At 34.2% G+C, this 19,984-nt stretch carries 19 protein-coding genes and 1 tRNA gene; 5 read left to right on the top strand and 15 right to left on the bottom strand.

Annotated elements, in window-relative coordinates; translation table 11 throughout:
- Window positions 1–305 precede the first annotated feature (305 nt).
- The 15 genes from ftsH to ADH31_RS00885 all read right to left on the bottom strand — a co-directional run bounded on the left by ftsH (window position 306) and on the right by ADH31_RS00885 (window position 16,654).
- On the bottom strand, window positions 306–2,264 hold the full coding sequence (gene ftsH / locus ADH31_RS00955) for an ATP-dependent zinc metalloprotease FtsH (RefSeq protein WP_001171816.1): 1,959 nt from the start codon (window positions 2,262–2,264) through the stop codon (window positions 306–308).
- Between the two features lie 16 nt (window positions 2,265–2,280).
- Window positions 2,281–2,823 carry a hypoxanthine phosphoribosyltransferase gene (gene hpt, locus ADH31_RS00950; protein ID WP_000890190.1) on the bottom strand — a complete coding sequence of 181 codons (543 nt, stop codon included), beginning with the start codon at window positions 2,821–2,823 and terminating at the stop codon, window positions 2,281–2,283.
- 4 nt (window positions 2,824–2,827) lie between these two features.
- Entirely contained in the window at window positions 2,828–4,105 is a 1,278-nt protein-coding gene (gene tilS / locus ADH31_RS00945; protein ID WP_049508365.1) for a tRNA lysidine(34) synthetase TilS, read from the bottom strand.
- Entirely contained in the window at window positions 4,102–5,370 is a 1,269-nt protein-coding gene (locus ADH31_RS00940) for a serine hydrolase (protein ID WP_049508364.1), read from the bottom strand. The genes tilS and ADH31_RS00940 overlap by 4 nt, the downstream gene beginning before the upstream one ends.
- Window positions 5,363–5,485 carry an SP_0009 family protein gene (locus tag ADH31_RS10295; protein WP_000429332.1) on the bottom strand — a complete coding sequence of 41 codons (123 nt, stop codon included), beginning with the start codon at window positions 5,483–5,485 and terminating at the stop codon, window positions 5,363–5,365. The genes ADH31_RS00940 and ADH31_RS10295 overlap by 8 nt, the downstream gene beginning before the upstream one ends.
- 6 nt (window positions 5,486–5,491) lie before the next feature.
- Window positions 5,492–5,860 carry a septum formation initiator family protein gene (locus ADH31_RS00930; protein WP_000277028.1) on the bottom strand — a complete coding sequence of 123 codons (369 nt, stop codon included), beginning with the start codon at window positions 5,858–5,860 and terminating at the stop codon, window positions 5,492–5,494.
- Window positions 5,853–6,119, bottom strand: a complete 267-nt coding sequence (locus tag ADH31_RS00925; RefSeq protein ID WP_001234970.1) for an RNA-binding S4 domain-containing protein — start codon at window positions 6,117–6,119, stop codon at window positions 5,853–5,855. The genes ADH31_RS00930 and ADH31_RS00925 overlap by 8 nt, the downstream gene beginning before the upstream one ends.
- A gap of 64 nt (window positions 6,120–6,183) precedes the next feature.
- Window positions 6,184–9,687: a transcription-repair coupling factor gene (gene mfd, locus ADH31_RS00920; RefSeq protein ID WP_080980047.1), complete on the bottom strand. Its 3,504-nt coding sequence runs from the start codon at window positions 9,685–9,687 to the stop codon at window positions 6,184–6,186.
- Complete coding sequence (pth, locus tag ADH31_RS00915; RefSeq protein WP_045613244.1) at window positions 9,680–10,249, bottom strand: aminoacyl-tRNA hydrolase; 570 nt, start codon at window positions 10,247–10,249, stop codon at window positions 9,680–9,682. The genes mfd and pth overlap by 8 nt, the downstream gene beginning before the upstream one ends.
- 72 nt (window positions 10,250–10,321) lie before the next feature.
- On the bottom strand, window positions 10,322–11,437 hold the full coding sequence (gene ychF, locus ADH31_RS00910; RefSeq protein ID WP_049508362.1) for a redox-regulated ATPase YchF: 1,116 nt from the start codon (window positions 11,435–11,437) through the stop codon (window positions 10,322–10,324).
- 85 nt (window positions 11,438–11,522) lie between these two features.
- Window positions 11,523–11,717: a DUF951 domain-containing protein gene (locus ADH31_RS00905; RefSeq protein ID WP_000285188.1), complete on the bottom strand. Its 195-nt coding sequence runs from the start codon at window positions 11,715–11,717 to the stop codon at window positions 11,523–11,525.
- A 66-nt stretch (window positions 11,718–11,783) separates the two neighbouring features.
- Window positions 11,784–12,920: a DNA polymerase III subunit beta gene (gene dnaN / locus ADH31_RS00900; protein ID WP_049508360.1), complete on the bottom strand. Its 1,137-nt coding sequence runs from the start codon at window positions 12,918–12,920 to the stop codon at window positions 11,784–11,786.
- 157 nt (window positions 12,921–13,077) lie between these two features.
- Window positions 13,078–14,433, bottom strand: coding sequence for a chromosomal replication initiator protein DnaA (gene dnaA / locus ADH31_RS00895; RefSeq protein WP_049508357.1), 1,356 nt, complete (start codon window positions 14,431–14,433; stop codon window positions 13,078–13,080).
- Window positions 14,434–14,654: 221 nt separating this feature from the next.
- On the bottom strand, window positions 14,655–15,413 hold the full coding sequence (locus ADH31_RS00890; protein WP_049508355.1) for a ParB/RepB/Spo0J family partition protein: 759 nt from the start codon (window positions 15,411–15,413) through the stop codon (window positions 14,655–14,657).
- Window positions 15,414–15,469: 56 nt separating this feature from the next.
- A complete protein-coding gene (locus ADH31_RS00885; protein ID WP_049508353.1) occupies window positions 15,470–16,654 on the bottom strand; it encodes a S1C family serine protease in 1,185 nt (394 codons plus the stop codon).
- A 183-nt stretch (window positions 16,655–16,837) separates the two neighbouring features.
- Here ADH31_RS00885 and rlmH point away from each other — a divergent pair, with 183 nt between their 5' ends.
- The 5 genes from rlmH to comE all read left to right on the top strand — a co-directional run bounded on the left by rlmH (window position 16,838) and on the right by comE (window position 19,825).
- Complete coding sequence (gene rlmH, locus ADH31_RS00880; protein ID WP_049508351.1) at window positions 16,838–17,317, top strand: 23S rRNA (pseudouridine(1915)-N(3))-methyltransferase RlmH; 480 nt, start codon at window positions 16,838–16,840, stop codon at window positions 17,315–17,317.
- A 43-nt stretch (window positions 17,318–17,360) separates the two neighbouring features.
- A tRNA-Arg gene (locus tag ADH31_RS00875) sits at window positions 17,361–17,434 on the top strand.
- A gap of 165 nt (window positions 17,435–17,599) precedes the next feature.
- On the top strand, window positions 17,600–17,728 hold the full coding sequence (locus ADH31_RS09635) for a ComC/BlpC family leader-containing pheromone/bacteriocin (protein ID WP_080980046.1): 129 nt from the start codon (window positions 17,600–17,602) through the stop codon (window positions 17,726–17,728).
- Between the two features lie 28 nt (window positions 17,729–17,756).
- The gene (comD, locus tag ADH31_RS00870) at window positions 17,757–19,076 is read left to right on the top strand and encodes a competence system sensor histidine kinase ComD (RefSeq protein WP_049508348.1); all 1,320 of its coding nucleotides are present in this window, start codon (window positions 17,757–17,759) and stop codon (window positions 19,074–19,076) included.
- Window positions 19,073–19,825, top strand: coding sequence for a competence system response regulator transcription factor ComE (gene comE, locus ADH31_RS00865; RefSeq protein ID WP_049508346.1), 753 nt, complete (start codon window positions 19,073–19,075; stop codon window positions 19,823–19,825). Before comD ends, comE begins: the two co-directional genes overlap by 4 nt.
- Window positions 19,826–19,984 lie beyond the last annotated feature (159 nt).

Raw genomic sequence — 19,984 nt, 5'->3', positions numbered from 1 at the left:
CTGAGAAGGGCTTTGCGGCCTTTAAATCGTTCGTCTGCCCAGAGTTTCGGTTAATTTTTTTCTTACAATAATTGTTTTTTATGAAGCACATATCATTTTTTGAAACATTTCTTCATATTACTCAAGTAACTGTTGCATTATTATTTTCAGAAAATTTGAATCATTTCCTCTAAGAGAGCATTGACATAGGTAAACTTGTATTTTTTTTCTATATATCGAAATCTTTGATTTAAATTCGAGTTTCCTCAACTTTAAAAAAAAACAGAGAAAACTTGCGCTTCCTCTGTTTATAGTATTTAAGATAATTAATTTTCTTCACTCATTTTTGATTTTACTTCATCATAAGATAGTGCATGTGATTCCTCTTCTACTGTTTCAGGCATCTTTCCTGTTTCGTATAGAGATTTAATTTGTGTACTATCCAGTGTTTCGTATTTCAATAATGCTTCTGCAATTAGCTTGTGAGTTTCACGATTTGACTGGATAATTTCAGCAGCTTTGTTTCGTGCTTCATTCAATAATGAACGAACTTCTTCGTCAATTTCATAAGCTGTTTGTTCTGAAATTGATTTTTGAGGGCTTTGTGCACCAAACATGGCATGACTTCCTTCATATTGTACTGGACCAAGTTTTTCACTCATACCATACTCTGTAACCATTGCACGCGCCATCTGAGTAGCTTGTTCGAAGTCATTAGATGCTCCAGTTGTTTGGACGTTAAAAATGATTTCTTCAGCAACACGTCCACCCATCAAACCAGCTAATTGTTCTTTCATGTCTTCTTTAGATAGAAGCATTTGGTCTTCCTTAGGAAGTGCAATCATATATCCGCCTGCACGTCCACGTGGTACTATGGTAACTTTATGAACAACACGGGCATTTGACAATACTAGACCGACAATGGTGTGTCCTGCCTCATGGTAGGCAACCAATTCACGTTCTTTTTGTGAAACTGTCTTATCTTTCTTAGATGGTCCAGCGATAACACGATCTTCAGCTTCATCAATATCAGAAGCATCAATCACTGATTTATTACGACGAGCTGCAACCAAAGCTGCTTCGTTCAATACATTTTCCAAATCGGCACCAACAAAACCTGGAGTTTGTTGTGCTACTAATTTCAAATCTACATCTTCAGCTAAAGGTTTATTTCTAGCATGGACTTTCAAAATTGCTTCGCGTCCCTTAACATCTGGACGACCAACTAATACTTTTCTATCAAAACGACCTGGACGAAGTAGAGCCGGATCAAGAACATCTGAACGGTTTGTTGCCGCAATGACAATAATTCCTTCATTTCCTTCAAAACCATCCATTTCAATCAAGAGTTGGTTTAAGGTTTGTTCTCGTTCATCATTACCTCCACCTAAACCGACACCACGTTGTCGACCAACGGCATCAATTTCATCAATGAAGATAATAGCTGGTGCTGCTTTTTTTGCATCCTCAAAGAGAGAACGTACACGGCTCGCACCGACACCGACGAACATTTCTACAAAGTCAGAACCTGAAATACTAAAGAATGGTACACCAGCTTCTCCTGCGACTGCTTTGGCAAGTAATGTCTTACCGGTTCCCGGAGGCCCCTCTAAGAGAACACCAGCTGGAATCCGGGCACCCAATTTTGTAAATCGTTTTGGATCTTTTAAGAATTCAACAACTTCAACAAGTTCTTGTTTTTCTTCCTCTGCGCCTGCGACATCTGAGAAGCGAACTTTTATATCTTCTTTATTAGCAGCTTTAGCTTTACTACGTCCAAAGCTCATTGGATTACGTCCACTATTTCCGCCCATATTTCCCATCATAGAGAAGAGGAAGAAGAATAAGATAGCAAATGGTACTACTGAAACCAGGATGTTAATCCACATACCACTTGAGCTTTCGTGTTTCACTTCAATTTGTGTTTGATGTTCACTTGCTAGCTTTTGCAAATCCGCTACAGTTGTATCTGATGGGAGGACAATACTTGTAAATTTCTCTACTTTTGTAGCAGAGGGTGTAAAAAATTGAATTCCCGTTTCCTGTTTCTCTGTCTTAGCAGTTTTGTAGACACCATACACTTCAATAACACTACCACTTGGTTGGTAGGTCATTTCTTTTACATTGTCGTTAGTGATTTCCTGAACCAATTCTGAGTACTTAATTTGTTGACTATGACCAGCGGATCTACCAGCAAAAAAGTACTGGAATCCTGTCACTAGCAAGAAAATCATCAACAAATAAAGAAATGGATTTTTTATGAAACCATTATTTTGTTTTTGCATTCAAACACTTACCCTTCTATTTTGAGTAAACTTCCTCTTTCAATACACCTACATAAGGAAGGTTACGATAGTTTTCATTATAGTCTAAACCGTAGCCTACAACAAATTCATTTGGAATTGTAAAACATGTATAATCTGCTTCGATTTCTACTGTACGACCTTCTGGTTTATCAAGCATTGTGACAATCTTAACAGAAGCTGCTTCTCTTGCAGTAAACATATCTCTCAAACTCTTCAAGGTTTGACCAGTATCAATAATATCTTCTACAAAGACAACATGTCGACCTTTAATATCTTGAGTTACGTCTTGTTTAATATTAATGACACCACTACTTACAGTCCCACCATGATAGCTAGAGACCATCATAAAGTCCATTTCAAGATGTGTATCAATATATTTCACCAATTCTGCCATAAAAGGAATAGAACCTTTTAGAATTCCAACTAAAATCGGATTTTTTCCCTCATAATCTTTTGTCAACTGAGCACCCAATTTTTTAGCTGCTTCTGTAATTTCATCTTGTGAAATCAAAATTTTCTTGATATCTTTTTCTAACATGATTTTACCTATCTATTTTTTCTATATAAAGTACAGTGTTCATTATATCATTTTTCATTTTTTTACTCAAATCACTGATTTCAATTCCTAAAACTGAACAAATTTTTCCAAATTGCTCAATGATAATAGCTTTTTCTCGATTTTCTTTAGGAATTTTTAAATCAATAAAAAGTCGTCTTAGTTTTTTACGATGACCATTTTTTATCAAATAATCACCAGGCTGTCGATGCCGTATAATCAACGATGTTTCACGGGAAACATTTATTTGTTGAACATTTTCTCCTTTTAGGGGGATTCCAAATGAAAATAGAAAACCTTCATAATAAACTTGATTTTGATAGTTTAACACACACTCACTACTTTTTTCATCAGACTTTGGTCTGATTTTACCAATTTGAAAGTGCTGGTATTCTTTTATAAGTTCATAACCATTTTTTATACTATGGCGATATTGACTCTTAGTTTTTAAAATATGATGAATTTCTTGAAATTGTTCTCTTGTTACATTTAAATCAGCAAAACGACTAAGGTATTGTTGTAGTAAAACTCGCTGTGTTGCTTCACTAAAAGATAAAAACTGAGTTAAATCTTCCACATTGACTGTTTGAGATAATTCAGTCAGAGCAATTTGATAGTCAGATACTTCTTTTCCAAACTCTAAAAACGCTCTCTTTAGCTGAATATTTTCTTTTTCCAGTTGTGGTAAGTAAATATTACGAACTCGATTGCGAAAATAATGATTTTCTTTATTCGTCCTATCTTTAAAATGCTCAACTTCAGGAAAATCCCTCTTATAAAAAGACAGCAAAGGACGAATTAATTCTCCCTTATCAAACTCTTGTCTTTCTCTAATAGCTGATAAATGTTGTAATCTAACACCCCTAATCATTCGCATAAAAATCGTCTCAGCCTGATCATCTGCATGATGAGCTGTTACAAGAGCTGTAGATGACGTTTTCTCCATTACTTCTCTAAAAAAAACATAGCGAAATTGACGAGCATTTGCTTCTGAAAAATCTCCAGTAAAATGAGCTACGTAAATTGGAACTCCAACTTGTTCAGCTAGTTTTCTTAATTCATATTCTTCATTATCCGATTCTAATCGTTGTTTATGGTTTACATGAGCTAAAAATAATTCAATCCCGAGTTCTTCTTGATAGGTTACTAGGAGGTGAAAGAGAAACATCGAATCCAATCCACCAGACAAGGCTAGTACAACTCGTGAATGATCTTTAAAATAACCTTTTTCTAGAAAATGATTTAAAAAATCTTGGTCTCTCATTTTAGGACCTCATAGACATCCTTAGCAATTTTAGAAATGGTATCATAATCAGAATTTTTGGTAAAGATTGAAATAATGAAAGGAGAATCTGTATAGACTATTCCTACATCGTGTTTAAATTCATCTGCATCTCCAATTTTATGGGCTACCTTAGCAGAAATATTCTTAGCAATCCTCTGATTATCAAAAGCTGTTTGTGATAGGGATTCTAAAACAAAACCATTCTGATTATAAATAGATTCCATAACTTGACCAGCCATTTTCGCTGAAGCCAACTTATCAGTCACATCCCATTCCTCACCTGCGATAGTAGTCATCTCTTTTTTAAAGGCTTCATCTGATTTATTCGTAATATAATAACCAAGAATATTATGAGCTACATTGTCAGATTCTTTTGCAGTTTTTGTGATTAAATCTTTGAGAGTGTAGTCTTTATTGTCTGCTGTTTTAGGGAGATTTCCGCTTCCTTCAGGTTTATAAGAACCAGGGAAATCATTAACTTCGGAAACATACTTTAATTTCGTGTCAAGTTGGTAATCACCTTGATTGATTTTTTCTTGAACATAATAAAGATAAGGCAATTTCATAACACTAGCAGCGTACATTTTTTGATCTTCATTAATCCCAGCTTCCTTACCTGTACTCAATTGTTTAATATAAATAGAGAACTGTTCATTTTGATAATTTGCAGATAGCAACTCTTGTACTTTCTGAATACGATTATCATCATCGGAAATATCATCCGTCGAAATCCAACCAGTTTGTTTGATATGTAAAAATTCATGCCCACCAGCAAAAATAGACATATCTACTTCAACATCTTGATAGGGTACCAAAGTAGATTTTAATTCTTGTTTATCATAAGGGCTATTATAGACAATAAATTCAGGTTCTAACCACACTCGTTTAGAAAAATTGTTGACAATTGAACTATCGTATAAAAGTCGTTTATCGGCCATCACAAACTGATTATTAGACAATTTAAAGACAGGCTGTCCTTGTTTATTTAATCTCCATTCTAAAACAGATAATTTTGTATCTGAATTGACTTTTCCTGATTCTTTAATCAAATCTTCTGTAGAATAAACAGATGTTTCACCATAAAATTTTGGAGATTCTATAACATCTTGATAGTAAAAATGATACGAAGCGTGGGTTAAGGAATAAACTTCTTGGTTTGGAATGATAACTGGATTCTCAGTGCTTACTACTTGGACACTTTTTAAAAAAATAGGAAGTAGCAATATCACTAAAAATTTACGCATTCTTTTTTTCCTCTTCTTCCTGTAACCGTAACAGATGATTTTTTTGAGCTAACTCTTCTAATTTTTCATCTGATTGACTTAAAAATTGTTCAATAATATCTAATAAATTTTCCATTTTACATTACCTAGGAAGTAAGTCCGGAATAGTATAAACTTCTTCCCATGATTTTGAATAGTAATATTTTGCACGCAAATACTTGGCTGCGTATGTTTCGTCCTTTAATTTGGTTGCAAGATTTGATTCTTTATCTTTTTCATCGCTCAATTCTTGATACTGTTTTTTCAGATCGGCTAACTGTTGACGACGTTCGAGTAGTTGCTGATAACTTTGAGTCAAATTATAGGTTGGTAGGATGAACAACAACATAATCAAAATCAAAACCCAGCCCATAAAACGATTTCGTCTTTGTCGTTCTTCCATCAAATATTTACGACGTTGGTGTTCATTTTGAATAAAAGAATTATTCATTTGCACAATTTTTTTATACATCGTTTTCTACCCTTGTTTCGCTGATAATTTCATACATACCTGCAGCATCTTCTTTTTTAGTGCTATCTTTCATTTCTAACACTTTTACGAGCAATAATTTATTTCCAAAACGAATTTCAACTTGGTCATTGATTTTTAAATCTGTAGAGCTCTTTGCAAGAATACCATTTACCTTGATGCGTCCCTTATCTGCAACTTCTTTAGCCACTGTACGACGCTTAATAATTCTTGATACTTTTAAATATTTATCTAATCTCATTTTTATTACCTCAAATTATTATTGTACCATTTTTCTACCTTTTATAGAAGAAAAAAGATAACTACTAATGTGACTCTTTTGATTCTTTTATATTTGCTAATGATTCTCCAAAAGTTAAAAGCCCTTCTAAAATCTCATAATCCTTTTTATTACGAATATCAAAAACAACTTCGATTAAACCTTGATTTTCTGAAATATTAGCCTTCAAACTTGTCTGAGAAAGAGCCTTGAAATAATCTTGTGTTAAAAATAATTGTTGCGATATTTTTTCAAACTGAATGACCAGCTTATTAACCTTTCTTTCTACACGATTGACAAATACTTTGTCAAGATATGCTTTGGCTAATCCAATTTCTAAAAGATAAGCAACTACATCTGGATATTCTCCAAAACGATCGATCAACTCATCTTGTAATTCTTCATAGTTGACACGATTGTCAATCTGACGAATTCTCTTGTAAATTTCAATTTTATGTCTTTCATCCGAAATATATTCATCTGGGAGATAAGCATCAATTTGTAGAATTAACTCAGCATTTCCTTTTTCACGCTTTTTGTCAGTTCCATTTTTCTTAGCAATTGCTTCTTCTAATAACTGAGAGTACAACTCAAAACCAACAGAATCGATAAATCCAGACTGAGAGCTTCCTAAAAGATTTCCAGCTCCACGAATGGATAAATCACGCATAGCAATTTTGAAACCAGAACCCAGTTCAGTAAAACCTTTGATAGCTTCTAATCTCTTCTCAGAAACTTCTGTCAAAGTTTTATCTGGACGATACATGAGATAAGCATAAGCAATTCGATTACTACGACCAACACGACCTCTTAATTGATACAAGGTTGACAAGCCCATATGATCTGCATTTTCTATAAACAAGGTATTAGCATTTGGAATGTCTACACCTGTTTCAATGATTGTTGTAGTTACTAAAATATCATATTGTCCCTCAATGAAATCAAGAAGTGTATTTTCTAAGCGCACTTCACTCATTTGTCCATGAACAAAGCCAATAGAAGCTTCTGGAATCAGTTCTTGTAACTCTGAAACCTTCTTTTCAATCGTGTCAACTTTGTTGTAAAGATAGTAAACTTGACCACCACGATCCATTTCTCTCAATACAGCATCACGAATGATACGATCATTCTGTTCAAGTACGTAGGTTTGAACAGGATATCGATTTGTTGGAGGAGTCTCTATGACTGATAAATCTCGGATACCTAGCATAGACATATGAAGAGTTCGAGGAATTGGTGTCGCTGTCAAGGTTAAGACATCAACCTTCTTTTTTAATTCCTTGAGAGCTTCCTTATGCTTAACACCAAAACGTTGCTCTTCATCAATAATCATCAACCCCAAATCAGCAAACTCAACATCTTTAGACAAGACTCGATGAGTCCCAATCAAGATGTCTACTTGACCTTTTTTTAACTTCTCAAGTGTTTCAGTCTGTTCTTTTTTACTTCTGAAACGACTCAAAACATCTACGTTGACAGCAAATTGTTCAAATCTTTCCTTAAAATTACTGTAATGTTGCTGAGCAAGAACGGTTGTTGGCACTAAAACGACAACCTGTTTATGATCATTGACAGCCTTAAATGCAGCTCGCATGGCAACTTCTGTCTTACCAAAACCAACATCTCCAACTAATAGTCGGTCCATCGGTTGAGGAGCCTGCATATCTTTTTTTATTTCTTCGATACTTCGAAGTTGGTCCTCAGTCTCTACATATGGGAAAGCTTCGTCAAAAGCGTTTTGGTCTTCATCATCTTTTGAAAATGCAAAACCTTTAAGTTGACTTCTCTCTGCATATAACTTAATTAAATCATCTGCAATATCTTCAACTTGACTCTTTACTTTTTGCTTCGCTTTTTTAAAACGTCCATCATTTAGTTTATTTAACTTTGGAGCCTTACCATCACTAGAAACATACTTAGAAAGAGTCTGTATCTGCTCCACAGGGATAGAAATGCGATCTCCATTTTGATATAGGACACTTACGTAGTCTCGATGAATTCCTTTGATTTCAATCGTTTCAATCCCTAAATATTGCCCAATACCATGAATTTGATGAACAACATAGTCTCCTTTTTGGAGCTCGTTATAATCCTTTAATCGCTCAGCATTGCTGATATTTTGTCTGCGATACTTGCGTTTAATATTCTTTTTGAAAATTTCATATTCAGTAATAAATACAAGATTTTCATCTACAAAATGAAATCCATGTCGCAGATTTCCTTCAACAAGATTGACAGTTCCTTTACAGATTTCACTTTCGTCATTATTGTCAACTTTAATATCGTATTCATCAAGAATCGTTGACAGTTTCTTTAGTTCAGTTTTGCTACTTGATTGAAGAACAATCGTATACTTTAATTTTTTGTAACGTTCAATTTCTTCTTTCAGAAAAGAAAACTGATTAAAGAACTCTTGCATTGGATATTGATTGAATTGATACAGATGATTAAATTTCAAATTTCCAAGCCCTTTTTGGAAATTTGAAAAGAAACTAGCTGGTAAATATTTTTTGAATTGACTTTCTACATCAGCAAAATATTGTAAACTTGACATCGTTTTACTATTATGTAAATCTTCTGTAAAGTAACTAGCAGTTTCCTTATCAAAAGCATCGTACTGGTTCATGATTTTTTGAAAATCATCAAATATAATAGGCACTTGATTCAAATAGTCTATCAAGGTCCACTGTTTTTTATAAAATACAGAAAAAAACTTGCGAATATCTACATGAAGAACTTGCTCTTTCGTGCAACTAAAAATTTCTTCTAAGTAAGACTTTAAAGTCGGAGAAAGTGCCTTATCAATCTCATGTTCTAAAAATTTCTGGCCACGATGATAATCTTCATGCGTTAACAAAATATCACTTGCTGGATATATCAGTACTTTAGACTGACTGTCTTTAGAAAGCTGAGTTTCAGTATCAAATTCTCTTATACCATCAATTTCATCACCAAAAAATTCTATCCGGTAAGGAGATAGTTGAGAAGTTTCAAAGATATCTAGGATATCTCCACGAAGGCTAAATTCTCCCTGACTTTGAACTTGTGTAACCTTCTTATAACCAAGGGAAATCAAGTGATTTTTTAATTCTCTTTGTTCGCATTCTTGCCCCACTTGAAGTTCTAAGATACTATCATCAAAAACTTGAGGATTCGGCAAGAATACTCGAGTAGCTGCGACGTTACAAACTAAAATCCCTCTTTGAGACTCATCTCGTAGAAACCGCAAAGCTTCAACCCGAGAAAAAACCTTTTCCTGAGATGATACCAAAAATTCGACCATCGGTGAATCATCTACTAGAAATGGATAAACTAAATCCGAACCTAATATGGAGATTAAATCATTGACCAGACGCTCCGCCTCTCCATATGTGGAAGTCATCACTAAAACCTTACCATGACTCTTCAGACTACTAGCAATCGCTAACGATTTTGCTGAGCCAGAAAGACCTAGCAATAATTGTCTTTGTTGCTGTGGTAAGTTCTTATGCCAAGATAGAATTTGTTTATTTTCTAAAAAGAAATCGATTAATGCCATTTCCTTACCCATTATATTTCTGCATCGTCTTTTCAAAGTTTTTTTCTTGTAAATAATAATTTACAGCATCGTCAACCTTGTCAATTGACTGTAAAATACCAATATAATCTTCTTGATCAAACTTACTCAAAACATGATGAACTACTGACATTCCTTTTTTAGGTCTTCCAATGCCAATCTTTACACGATTGAAAACCTGTGTACCGATATGTTGAATAATCGACTTAATTCCATTATGACCACCAGCTGATCCTTTAGCACGAAGACGTATTTTTCCGACTTCCATGTCAAGATCATCGTAAATAATCAGTAAATCTTCAATATCTAAACCATAGTAGGTTAACAATGCATGAACAGCTTTTCCACTTTCATTCATAAAAGTCGTCGGTTTCACCAGATAAATTTTTTCACCGTTAAGAAAAAATGAGGCTAACTCAGCTTGGAAAATCTTATCGTGTGTAAAGGTAACATTCTGTTTTTTTGCTAGTTGGTCAATCAGCATAAAGCCAACATTATGTTTAGTTTCAAAATATTTATCTCCTGGATTTCCCAATCCTACAAGTAATTTTGTCATTTATATTTCCTTTCAAAAGTCAAAAGGGTTGGAATTTTTTTCCAACCTAATTGACATTATTTTAAATACTGATTAAACGTTAAAGCGGAATTCCATAATATCGCCATCTTGCACGACATATTCTTTTCCTTCTTCACGCAAACGACCAGCTTCTTTTACAGCCTTTTCAGAGCCGTATTTTACCAAATCGTCATAAGACATGGTCACTGCACGAATAAATCCTTTTTCAAAGTCTGAGTGGATGATACCAGCAGCTTGAGGAGCTTTCATGCCACGTTTAAAGGTCCAAGCACGAACTTCTTTTTCACCGGCTGTGAAGTAAGTTCCAAGTCCTAGTAGGTGATAAGCAGCTCGCGTCAGCTTATCCACACCTGATTCTGTCAAACCAATGGCTTCAAGAAACTCTTTTTTATCTTCATCGTCTAACTCAGAAATTTCTTCTTCAGCACGCGCAGAGATAACCACTACCTCTGCATTTTCTGTCGCTGCAAATTCTCGAATTTGTTTGACATAGTCGATAGAATCTGGATCTGAAACTACATCCTCATCGACATTAGCAACATAAAGAACTGGTTTAGTGGTCAAGAGGAAAAGACCTTTGACAACCTTTTGCTCTTCGTCTGTGAATTCGATGGTACGAGCTGACTTCCCATCTTCCAGAACTGGCTTAATCTTTTGGAGAACGTTAAATTCTGCAACTGATTCCTTATCTTTTTGCGTACGTGCCATCTTTTCCACACGCGCATAACGTTTATTGACTGATTCTAAATCAGCAAGAATCAACTCTAGGTTAATGGTATCAATATCTGCTAGCGGATCCACAAAGGCATCTTCGCGACCTTGCTCACGCATGACATTTTCATCATCAAAGGCACGAACCACATGAACAATCGCATCAACTTCACGGATGTTGGCCAAGAATTTATTCCCAAGACCTTCTCCTCTTGATGCTCCTTTTACAATCCCTGCAATATCTGTAAATTCAAAGGTTGTTGGAACTGTCTTTTTAGGAGTAATCATTTCCGTCAATTTTTGGAGGCGTTCATCTGGAACTTCTACCATTCCAACGTTTGGATCAATGGTCGCAAAAGGATAGTTTGCAGCCTCTGCTCCTGCTTTTGTAATTGCATTAAATAGGGTTGATTTACCAACGTTTGGTAAACCTACAATACCTGCTGTTAAAGCCATAGTTTCTCATTCTCCGTTCACATTTCAATCTTCAATATTATAACACAAAAAGGGAAAACTTGCTAACCCTCTTACTATTGGGTTCCTAGTCGATGATTTTGTTCATTTTTCTTTCAAAATCATAGCGACTCATCATGACCACATGATCACAATTGCTACATTTTATTTTGATATCTGCACCAACACGGGTAATTTCCCAGCGATTTGCCTTTTTGCCTGTTGACTTAATCGTACAAGCATGAGGTTTTTTCATTTCAACAAAATTTCCAACTTGATACATAGTTAGTCTCCTTTTTCTTTTTCGATTATATCATAAAAGAGGCGAGCTAGGCTCAACCTCTTTCCATTAATTTGTACGAACTGGTGTGATGAGCTGCATAAAATCTTCATCTGTATCAGCTGGAACCAGTGTAAATGGACGAACTGCTGAAATAAAGCTGATTGTAACTTTTTCGCTATTCAAAGCTTTTAGTGCTTCAATCAAATAAGTTGGGTTGAAACTAATCGTCAAATCAGCACCACTTACATTTTCAGTATCAATTTCTTCGTTTACTTTCCCTACTTCTGGAGAATGAACATGGGCACTTACAACTCCTTCTTTGATTTCTAATTTAACAGTACCATTTTGTGTCGCACTTGATAAGAGGCGAGCACGTTCCATAGACTGGCGTAGTTTAGCAACGTCAAAAGTCACTGTTGTATTGAAATCTGTTGGAATCAATCGATCGGTATCTGGATAATTTCCTTCTAAGAGACGTGTGTAGAAGCTAATATTTTCACTTCTAAAGAGAATTTGATTATTGGCGAAGAAAATCTCTACTGTTTCGATATCATCCGTAAAAACAGCTGAAAATTCGCGTAGCGAACGACTTGGGATGACAACATCAAAATCATCGCTATTTTTTTCAAGAGTCAATTTCTTCTGACTGAGACGGTGAGAGTCTGTCGCAACTGTTTTTAATTCTTTGTGGTTGCTTAAAACAAAGTGGACACCTGTCAAAATAGGACGACTTTCTTGGGTACTAGCTGCAAAAGCTGTTTCATTGATAATCTTTTTAAGAAGTTTTGTTTCAAGAACTAAAGGATTGCTTGCAGAAATTTCCTGAATACGTGGATATTGCTCGCTATCTTTTCCTTTAAGAGTAATCTCTGATTTTCCACTAGTTAAGACAATTTGCTTTTGCTCAATCTCTTTAAAATCAAGTGTTACATCTGGAAGACTTGAAACAACATTGATAAAGAAAGAAGCTTCCAGTAGAACTGAACCTAAAGAGTTAATCAAGAGACCTGCATTTTCATTTTTTTGCGAGATAAAATTTTCTATTGAGATTTGACCATTTGATCCAATCAAGGTAATTCCTTCATTGGTAACATCAATTTTTACAGTCGATAAAATAGGAATTGCATTCTTTGAGCTAATAGCTCTCTTTGTTGTATTTAAGGCTTGTAAAAATAAGTTTTTATTAATTGAAAAATGAATCATGGATTCTCCTTTATTCTTTTTATTATTAGAAGGATAATAGTAATAATAGAGCGTGTGAAATCTGTGGAAAAACACTTGTAATCAAGAAAACTCAAGGACAGAGCCTTGTTTAAAAGATGTGGATAAATAAGAGATTTTTTTAAAAGTTATCCACAAGTTATTTAATTTTCTTTTTGATGTTTTCAATTTCTATACGTAAATTATCATCTGTTTCAAGCATGGATTTGATTTTTCCATGAGCGTGAATGACCGTTGTGTGGTCTTTACCACCAAACTCTTTTCCAATCTTAGGAAGGCTATTATCAGTCATTTCTCTGGCTAGATACATGGCAACTTGACGGGCTAAAACGATATTTTGAACACGTCTAGTTCCTTTCATTTCCTTGACACTAACACCATAGAAGTTTCCAACTTCTGTCTGGATTTTATCAATTGGAATCACGATCATTTTGCTAACGTCTTGTTTACGAGCACGAATAGCTTCAGCTGCAATATCAACTGTGATATCGTTAATCTTTTTGACTTTGGCCATTAGGCTGATATCGTTGAGTGCTCCCTCGAGTTCTCGCACGTTAGAGTCAAATTGTCCAGCCAAATATTCGAGTGTATCATTCTGAAAATGATAGTTGAGATGTTCAGTCTTACTCTGTAAAATCGCAATACGTGTTTCAAAATCAGGTGGTGTGATATCTGTCGTTAATCCCCACGAGAAGCGCGTGACCAGACGTTCAGGTAGACTCTCTAAATGTTCAGGTCTACGGTCACTTGTTAAAACAATCTGTTTATTATTATTGTGAAGGGCATTAAATGTATTGAAAAACTCTTCCTGAGTTTGTACTTTCTTTCCACTAAGTGATTGAATATCATCAATGAGTAGGAGGTCTAAACTACGGTAAGTTTTCTTGAATTTTTCCATATCATTAAGTCTCAAATGCTCTAGAAATTCATTAATGAAACTTTCAGCAGGTATGTATTTTACACGCGCATTTGGACTCTTTTTCAGAATTTCATTCCCAAGGGCATTTAACAGGTGAGTTTTTCCAAGTCCAGGACCTCCGTAGATAAATAGAGGATTGTAAGTTAATCCTGGATCTTCAGAAACAGCCAAAGCAGCAGACTTAGCCCAAACATTACCATCCCCTTGAACAAAATTATCGAAAGTATACTTTTCCTTGAGTCCAGTTTCAGAATATGGAATAGTGGATTGACTTGGTTTATAGTCGCTGACAGTTTCAGACTCGAAAGTTACTTGTGAGCTAGCTTCTTCAACTTTCGTGAAGATATAATGGGCTTTTATTTCAGTATCATAGATTTCAAAACCTGCTGCTAAAAGCATCCCATTGATATTTCGTTCCCAGAATATCTGCATTTCATCGCGGGGTAAGAAAATCGTTGCAGTATTTTCTTCAACTTTAACCAGTTTTGCGTCTAAAATATAGAAATCATAAACTGACTGAGTTAATTTATCATGTGCAAGTTCTAAAAGACGATTCCAAAATTGTTTTTCCTTCAATGATTTTCTCCTCCTTTGCTATAGAATTTAAAAGGTTTATTGATAGAATCATTTTACCATAGATAAGATTATTTTTCCACAAGTTGTGGAAAACAATTAACAATGTTTTTAAATGTTATCCACAAAATGTGGATAACTAAGAAAAATTCTGAAATATTGGGCTTTTAAAAACTAAAATGCAGTGGATAACTATGTTCGTTAAGAATACTAAAATAACAGCCTTATTTCAGGCTGTTAATAAATTGTTGGTATTCATCTTGGTTATGGAAGGAAATTGAAATTTTACCACTATCTTTTTTTTGTAGCTTAATCTGAACATCTAATCCGAGTATTTTTTTCAATTTTTGCTCTTCGTCTTTGACAAAGTGGTCTTTTTCTTTTTTGCTGCTCTTCTTCGTTTTTTGTAGTATTTGTTCAACTTGGCGAACAGAGAGATTTTCAGTTTGAATACGATTCAAGAGTTTATCTTGTTTATCACTTGATAATTGAATGAGGAGTCTAGCATGAGCTTGAGAAAGTCTACCACTTTCAACTTCTGTCAGGATATGTTTAGGTAATCCTAACAATCGAACTAGGTTTGTAATATAAGGTCGAGATTTCCCCATTTTTTCAGCAATTTCTGTGTGGGTAAAACCTTTATCAATTAAGGATTGATATGCTTTAGCTTCCTCGATAGGATTTAAATTTTCTCGTTGGAGATTCTCAATGATAGAATGAAGCATCATATCTTGATCAGAAAGTTGCTTAACAATGACTGGAACTTCTGAAAGTCCAGCAGCTATTGAAGCACGATACCGTCTTTCTCCAGCTAGAATTTCATATCCAAGTACTGGAGATTTTCTAACGATAATAGGCTGAATCAAGCCGTTTTCCTTAATAGATTGTGCCAGTTCTTGAATTTTTTCTTCTGAAAATTCCTTACGAGGTTGATAGGGATTTTTTTGAATATCTTTTATTTGAACAATTTTAAATTCTTCCATAACTCTACATTAACACAACTTAGATATTCTGTAAAGCAACTTTACATATCTGTAAACTACTTATCTAAATCACTAGTACTTTTATCTAATTTAATAGTTGTTGTTTCTTCCTTACCATCACGGTAGTAAGTAACAGTCATACTGTCTCCAATAGAATGACTATATAGAGCACTTTGTAATTCAGTAGTGGAAGAAATAGCTTTATCATCTATTTTTGTAATGACGTCATATTGTTGCAGATGTCCATTGGCAGGCATATTTTTTTGAACAGAACGAACAGCTACTCCAGAAGTAACATTTCCAGGAAGTTTTAGTTTTTGAAGATCAGTTGTACTAAGATTTGATAAGTTAACCATGTGGATTCCAAGAGCAGGTCGAGTTACTTTTCCATCTTTTTCCAACTGCTTAATAATATTAATTACATCGTTTGCAGGAATGGCAAAACCGAGACCTTCGACAGATGTTCCACCATTAGAGGCAATTTTACTTGATGTAATACCGATAACTTGGCCTTGGATATTAATCAAAGGACCACCTGAGTTCCCAGGGTTAATAGCTGTATCTGTTTGGATAGCATTGGTTGAGATAGCTTGTCCGTCTTCAGATTTTAGAGAGACATTTCTATTTAAACTTGATACAATCCCCTGGGTTACAGTATTGGCATACTCAGAACCAAGAGGACTTCCGATTGCAATAGCTGTTTCTCCAACTGTTAATTGACTAGAATCACCAAATTCGGCTACTGTTGTGACCTTATCTGCAGCAATTTTTACAACGGCAATATCTGAATAAGTATCAGAACCCACAATTTCACCAGGGACTTTTGTGCCATCTGCTAAACGAATATCAACTTTTTTAGCACCATTAATAACGTGAGTATTGGTTACAAGGTAAGCAGTATTCCCTTCCTTTTTATAAATGACACCAGAACCTTCGCTGTATACTTGTTCAGCATTGGTATCTGTATCAGTTTCATCAGATCCGAGTAAACTATTTTGAGAGTTTGATGAGTAAGTAATGACAGATACAACAGCATCTTTAACTTTATCGACTGCCTGTGTAGTTGAATTTTCATTTTTTACAGCTGTTTTGCTAACAGTCGTTGTAGTTGTCGTACCACTATTTTGTTTTTGACTGAGCTGCAATGTGGTAAAAGTACCTAAAATACCACTAAAAAAGCTAATGAGAATGACTACTAAAAGTTGTCCCCATTTTTTGGAACTAGTTTGTAAGTTTTTCATAGAAGCCTCCATGTTTTTTTATCAATGAAAGTATAAAATAGCTAGCTTAATTCAAGCTTAAAAACAAAAAGTTTTTCACAACTTGTGGATAACTTTCAAAAACCTGTGAATTTATTGAAGTTTTTCAAAATCTTATCTGTGAATAAGATGTGAAATTGAGTGTGAATATGTTAGAATAGAAGAATGAAAATTAAAGTGGTAACAGTTGGAAAATTGAAAGAAAAATATCTCAAAGATGGCATAGCAGAATACTCCAAGAGAATTTCACGATTTGCTAATCTAGAAATGATTGAGTTGGCTGATGAAAAAATACCAGATCGGGCCAGCGAATCTGAAAATCAAAAGATTTTAGAGTTGGAAGGGAACCGCATTCTTGCTAAAGTAGGGGAACGTGATTTTGTAGTTGTTTTAGCTATTGAAGGAACCACTTTTTCTTCTGAAGAGTTCAGCAAGCAGCTTGAAAGAGCTTCTATCAATGGATTTTCGACAATCACTTTTATCATTGGGGGGAGTTTAGGACTATCTCCAGAGGTGAAAAAGAGAGCCAATCTCTTTGTTAGTTTTGGTAGATTGACGCTTCCTCATCAACTGATGAGATTAGTCTTAGTAGAACAAATTTATAGAGCGTTTTCGATTCAACAGGGCTCTCCCTATCATAAATAGATGATTGACTAAGCTAGCTTTTTTTGATAAGATAGATTAGTAAGGTCTCATAGCTCAGCTGGATAGAGCATTCGCCTTCTAAGCGAACGGTCGCAGGTTCGAATCCTGCTGGGATCAGTGTTAAATCGTAAGCTGGGAAAAAATCCCAGCTTTTTTTGTAAAAATTTGACATTTCAGAATAAAATTTGAGCATTTGAGAAATAATTCTCTATAGGTATCGTAGATTGTATATAATATTTTTGTAAGTTAATTTACAAGAAAAACATTATAGGAGTTTATATTATGAAAAAGAATACAGATTTTGCTCAAATGAAAGATTTCCAAGAATTGAATGAAAAAGAATTGCAGGAAATTAGAGGTGGGGATATTAGGAGTTTTAAGTTTTTAAATAAAATATTTCCGAAGAAGTAGTTTATTGAAGCAAGATAGGGAGAACATAATGGATTTATTTGGTGTGGTAATAGCTATTTTTTATGTTTTTATTATTAGTAAAATTTATAAATGGATTTGTAAAGCAACTAGAAAAGAACAATGTATTTTTAGTATTTATATCTTTCTACTACAATTGACAGTGGAAGAAGGTACTTATTTGGTATTTGCTAGTAGTTTTGGATTGTCTAAATTTTTATTTCCTTTCCTCCTATTTGGTTACTTTGTTGGATTTAAGAAGTATGAGAAATCTAAGGGAATTTTTATCAGTCTATTATTTTCTCTTTTATATAATAGTACTAATAACTTTTTATCAGTAACCTTATCATCTATTACAGGAGATGAGTTTGCATTGAAGTATAACAATTATTTTTATCTATTTATCCTGATCTTAACTTATTTGGTTATTAAAGTTGTTGTTTCTTATTTCCATCTCGAATTTAAATATTTTGATAAAGACTATCTATATCCTTTTCTGAAGAAAGTGCTCTTTACATTTATTTTTCTACACGTTGTCTCTTTCACTTCAGATATTGTGAGTACTTTTCCCAATTTAAACAGTTTTGGAAGTATTTTATCATCCATTGTTTTTGTTGGCCTACTTTTGACCTTCTTTTCCATGAATTCTCACAAAGTTCAGATAGAAAAAGAAATCGAATTGGAACAAAAGAAGTTTGAGCAAAAACACTTACAAACTTACACGGATGAGATTGTTGCCTTATATAATGAAATTCGTGGTTTTCGCCATGATTATACAGGCATGCTTGTCAGCTTAAGAATGGCAATCGAAAGTAAAGATTTACAAGAAATTGACAGAGTTTACAGTGAAGTTCTTGTAAAGGCAAATCAAAAATTACGTTCAGACAAGTATACCTATTTCGATTTGAATAATATTGAGGATTCAGCTCTTCGTAGTTTGATTGCTCAATCTATTGTCAATGCGAAAACTAATGATGTAGAGTACACACTAGAGGTAAAAGATATCATCACACCTTTGTCTATGGAATTATTAGACTTGGTGCGCGTGATGAGCGTTCTGCTCAATAATGCTGTTGAAGGGGCAGTTGAAAGCTATCAAAAACAACTAGAGGTAGCTATCATCAAATTGGATCTTGAAACCTTAGTTGTCATCCAAAACTCTTGTAAAAAAAGAAAGGTAAAATCCGAAGATTTATTTGAATTAGGATTTTCAACTAAAGGAAGACATAGAGGACTTGGACTCAATAATGTTAAAGAAATTTTAGGAAAATATGACAATGTTATTTTAGAAACAGAAATTGATAATGATGTATTTAAACAAGTGATTAGATTTAAGAGGGAACTGATATGAAAGTATTGATTTTAGAAGATATTATAGAACACCAAGTAAGGTTGGAAACAACTCTGAATAAAATTTCTAAGGAAACAAATATTCCTATCTCCTATAAAACAACAGGAAAAGTGAGAGAGTTTATGGAATATGTAGAGCATGATGAAGTTAATCAGCTTTATTTTCTAGATATTGATATCAATGGAATTGAGAGAAAAGGATTTGAGGTTGCTCAATTTATTCGTCACCGCAATCCTTATGCCATTATTGTTTTTATTACAAGTCGATCTGAATTTGCTACCTTGACTTATAAATACAAAGTTTCAGCATTGGATTTCATTGATAAAGAAACCAGTGATCAAGTTTTTAAAAATAGAGTTGCCGACTGTGTGCTTTACACTAAAACTACTTTACTTGAAAACCAATCAGTCGTTGATTATTTTGATTATAGTTATAAAGGAAATGATCTTTGTATTCCTTATCATGATATTCTCTACATTGAGACAACTGGGACTTCTCATAAATTACGAATTGTAGGTAAGAATTTTGCAAAAGAATTCTACGGAACAATGACAGATATTCAAGAAAAGGATAAGGAAAACCAACGTTTTTATCTAGCTCACAAGTCATTTTTAGTCAATATCGGTAATGTGAGAGAAATTGATCGTAAAAAAATGGAAGTTGTATTTTATGAAGATCATCGTTGTCCTATCTCTCGCCTAAAAACTAAAAAATTGAGAGAACTAATGGCTAAAAACCAAAAAAAGTAATTGACAATTTTTGATAAATTGATATAATGGTTATATCTGCTACAGGTAGAGGGTCCGTTGGTTAAGAAATCGTCTTTTCATAGCGGTAACACGGGTTCGAATTCCGTACGGACTATTTAATCCGCCATAGCTCAGTTGGTAGTAGCGCATGACTGTTAA

The sequence above is a fragment of the Streptococcus pseudopneumoniae genome (assembly GCF_001072375.1).
GTDB classification, from domain to species: Bacteria; Bacillota; Bacilli; order Lactobacillales; family Streptococcaceae; genus Streptococcus; species Streptococcus pseudopneumoniae_L.
This window is presented reverse-complemented; position numbering and strand designations above follow the sequence as displayed.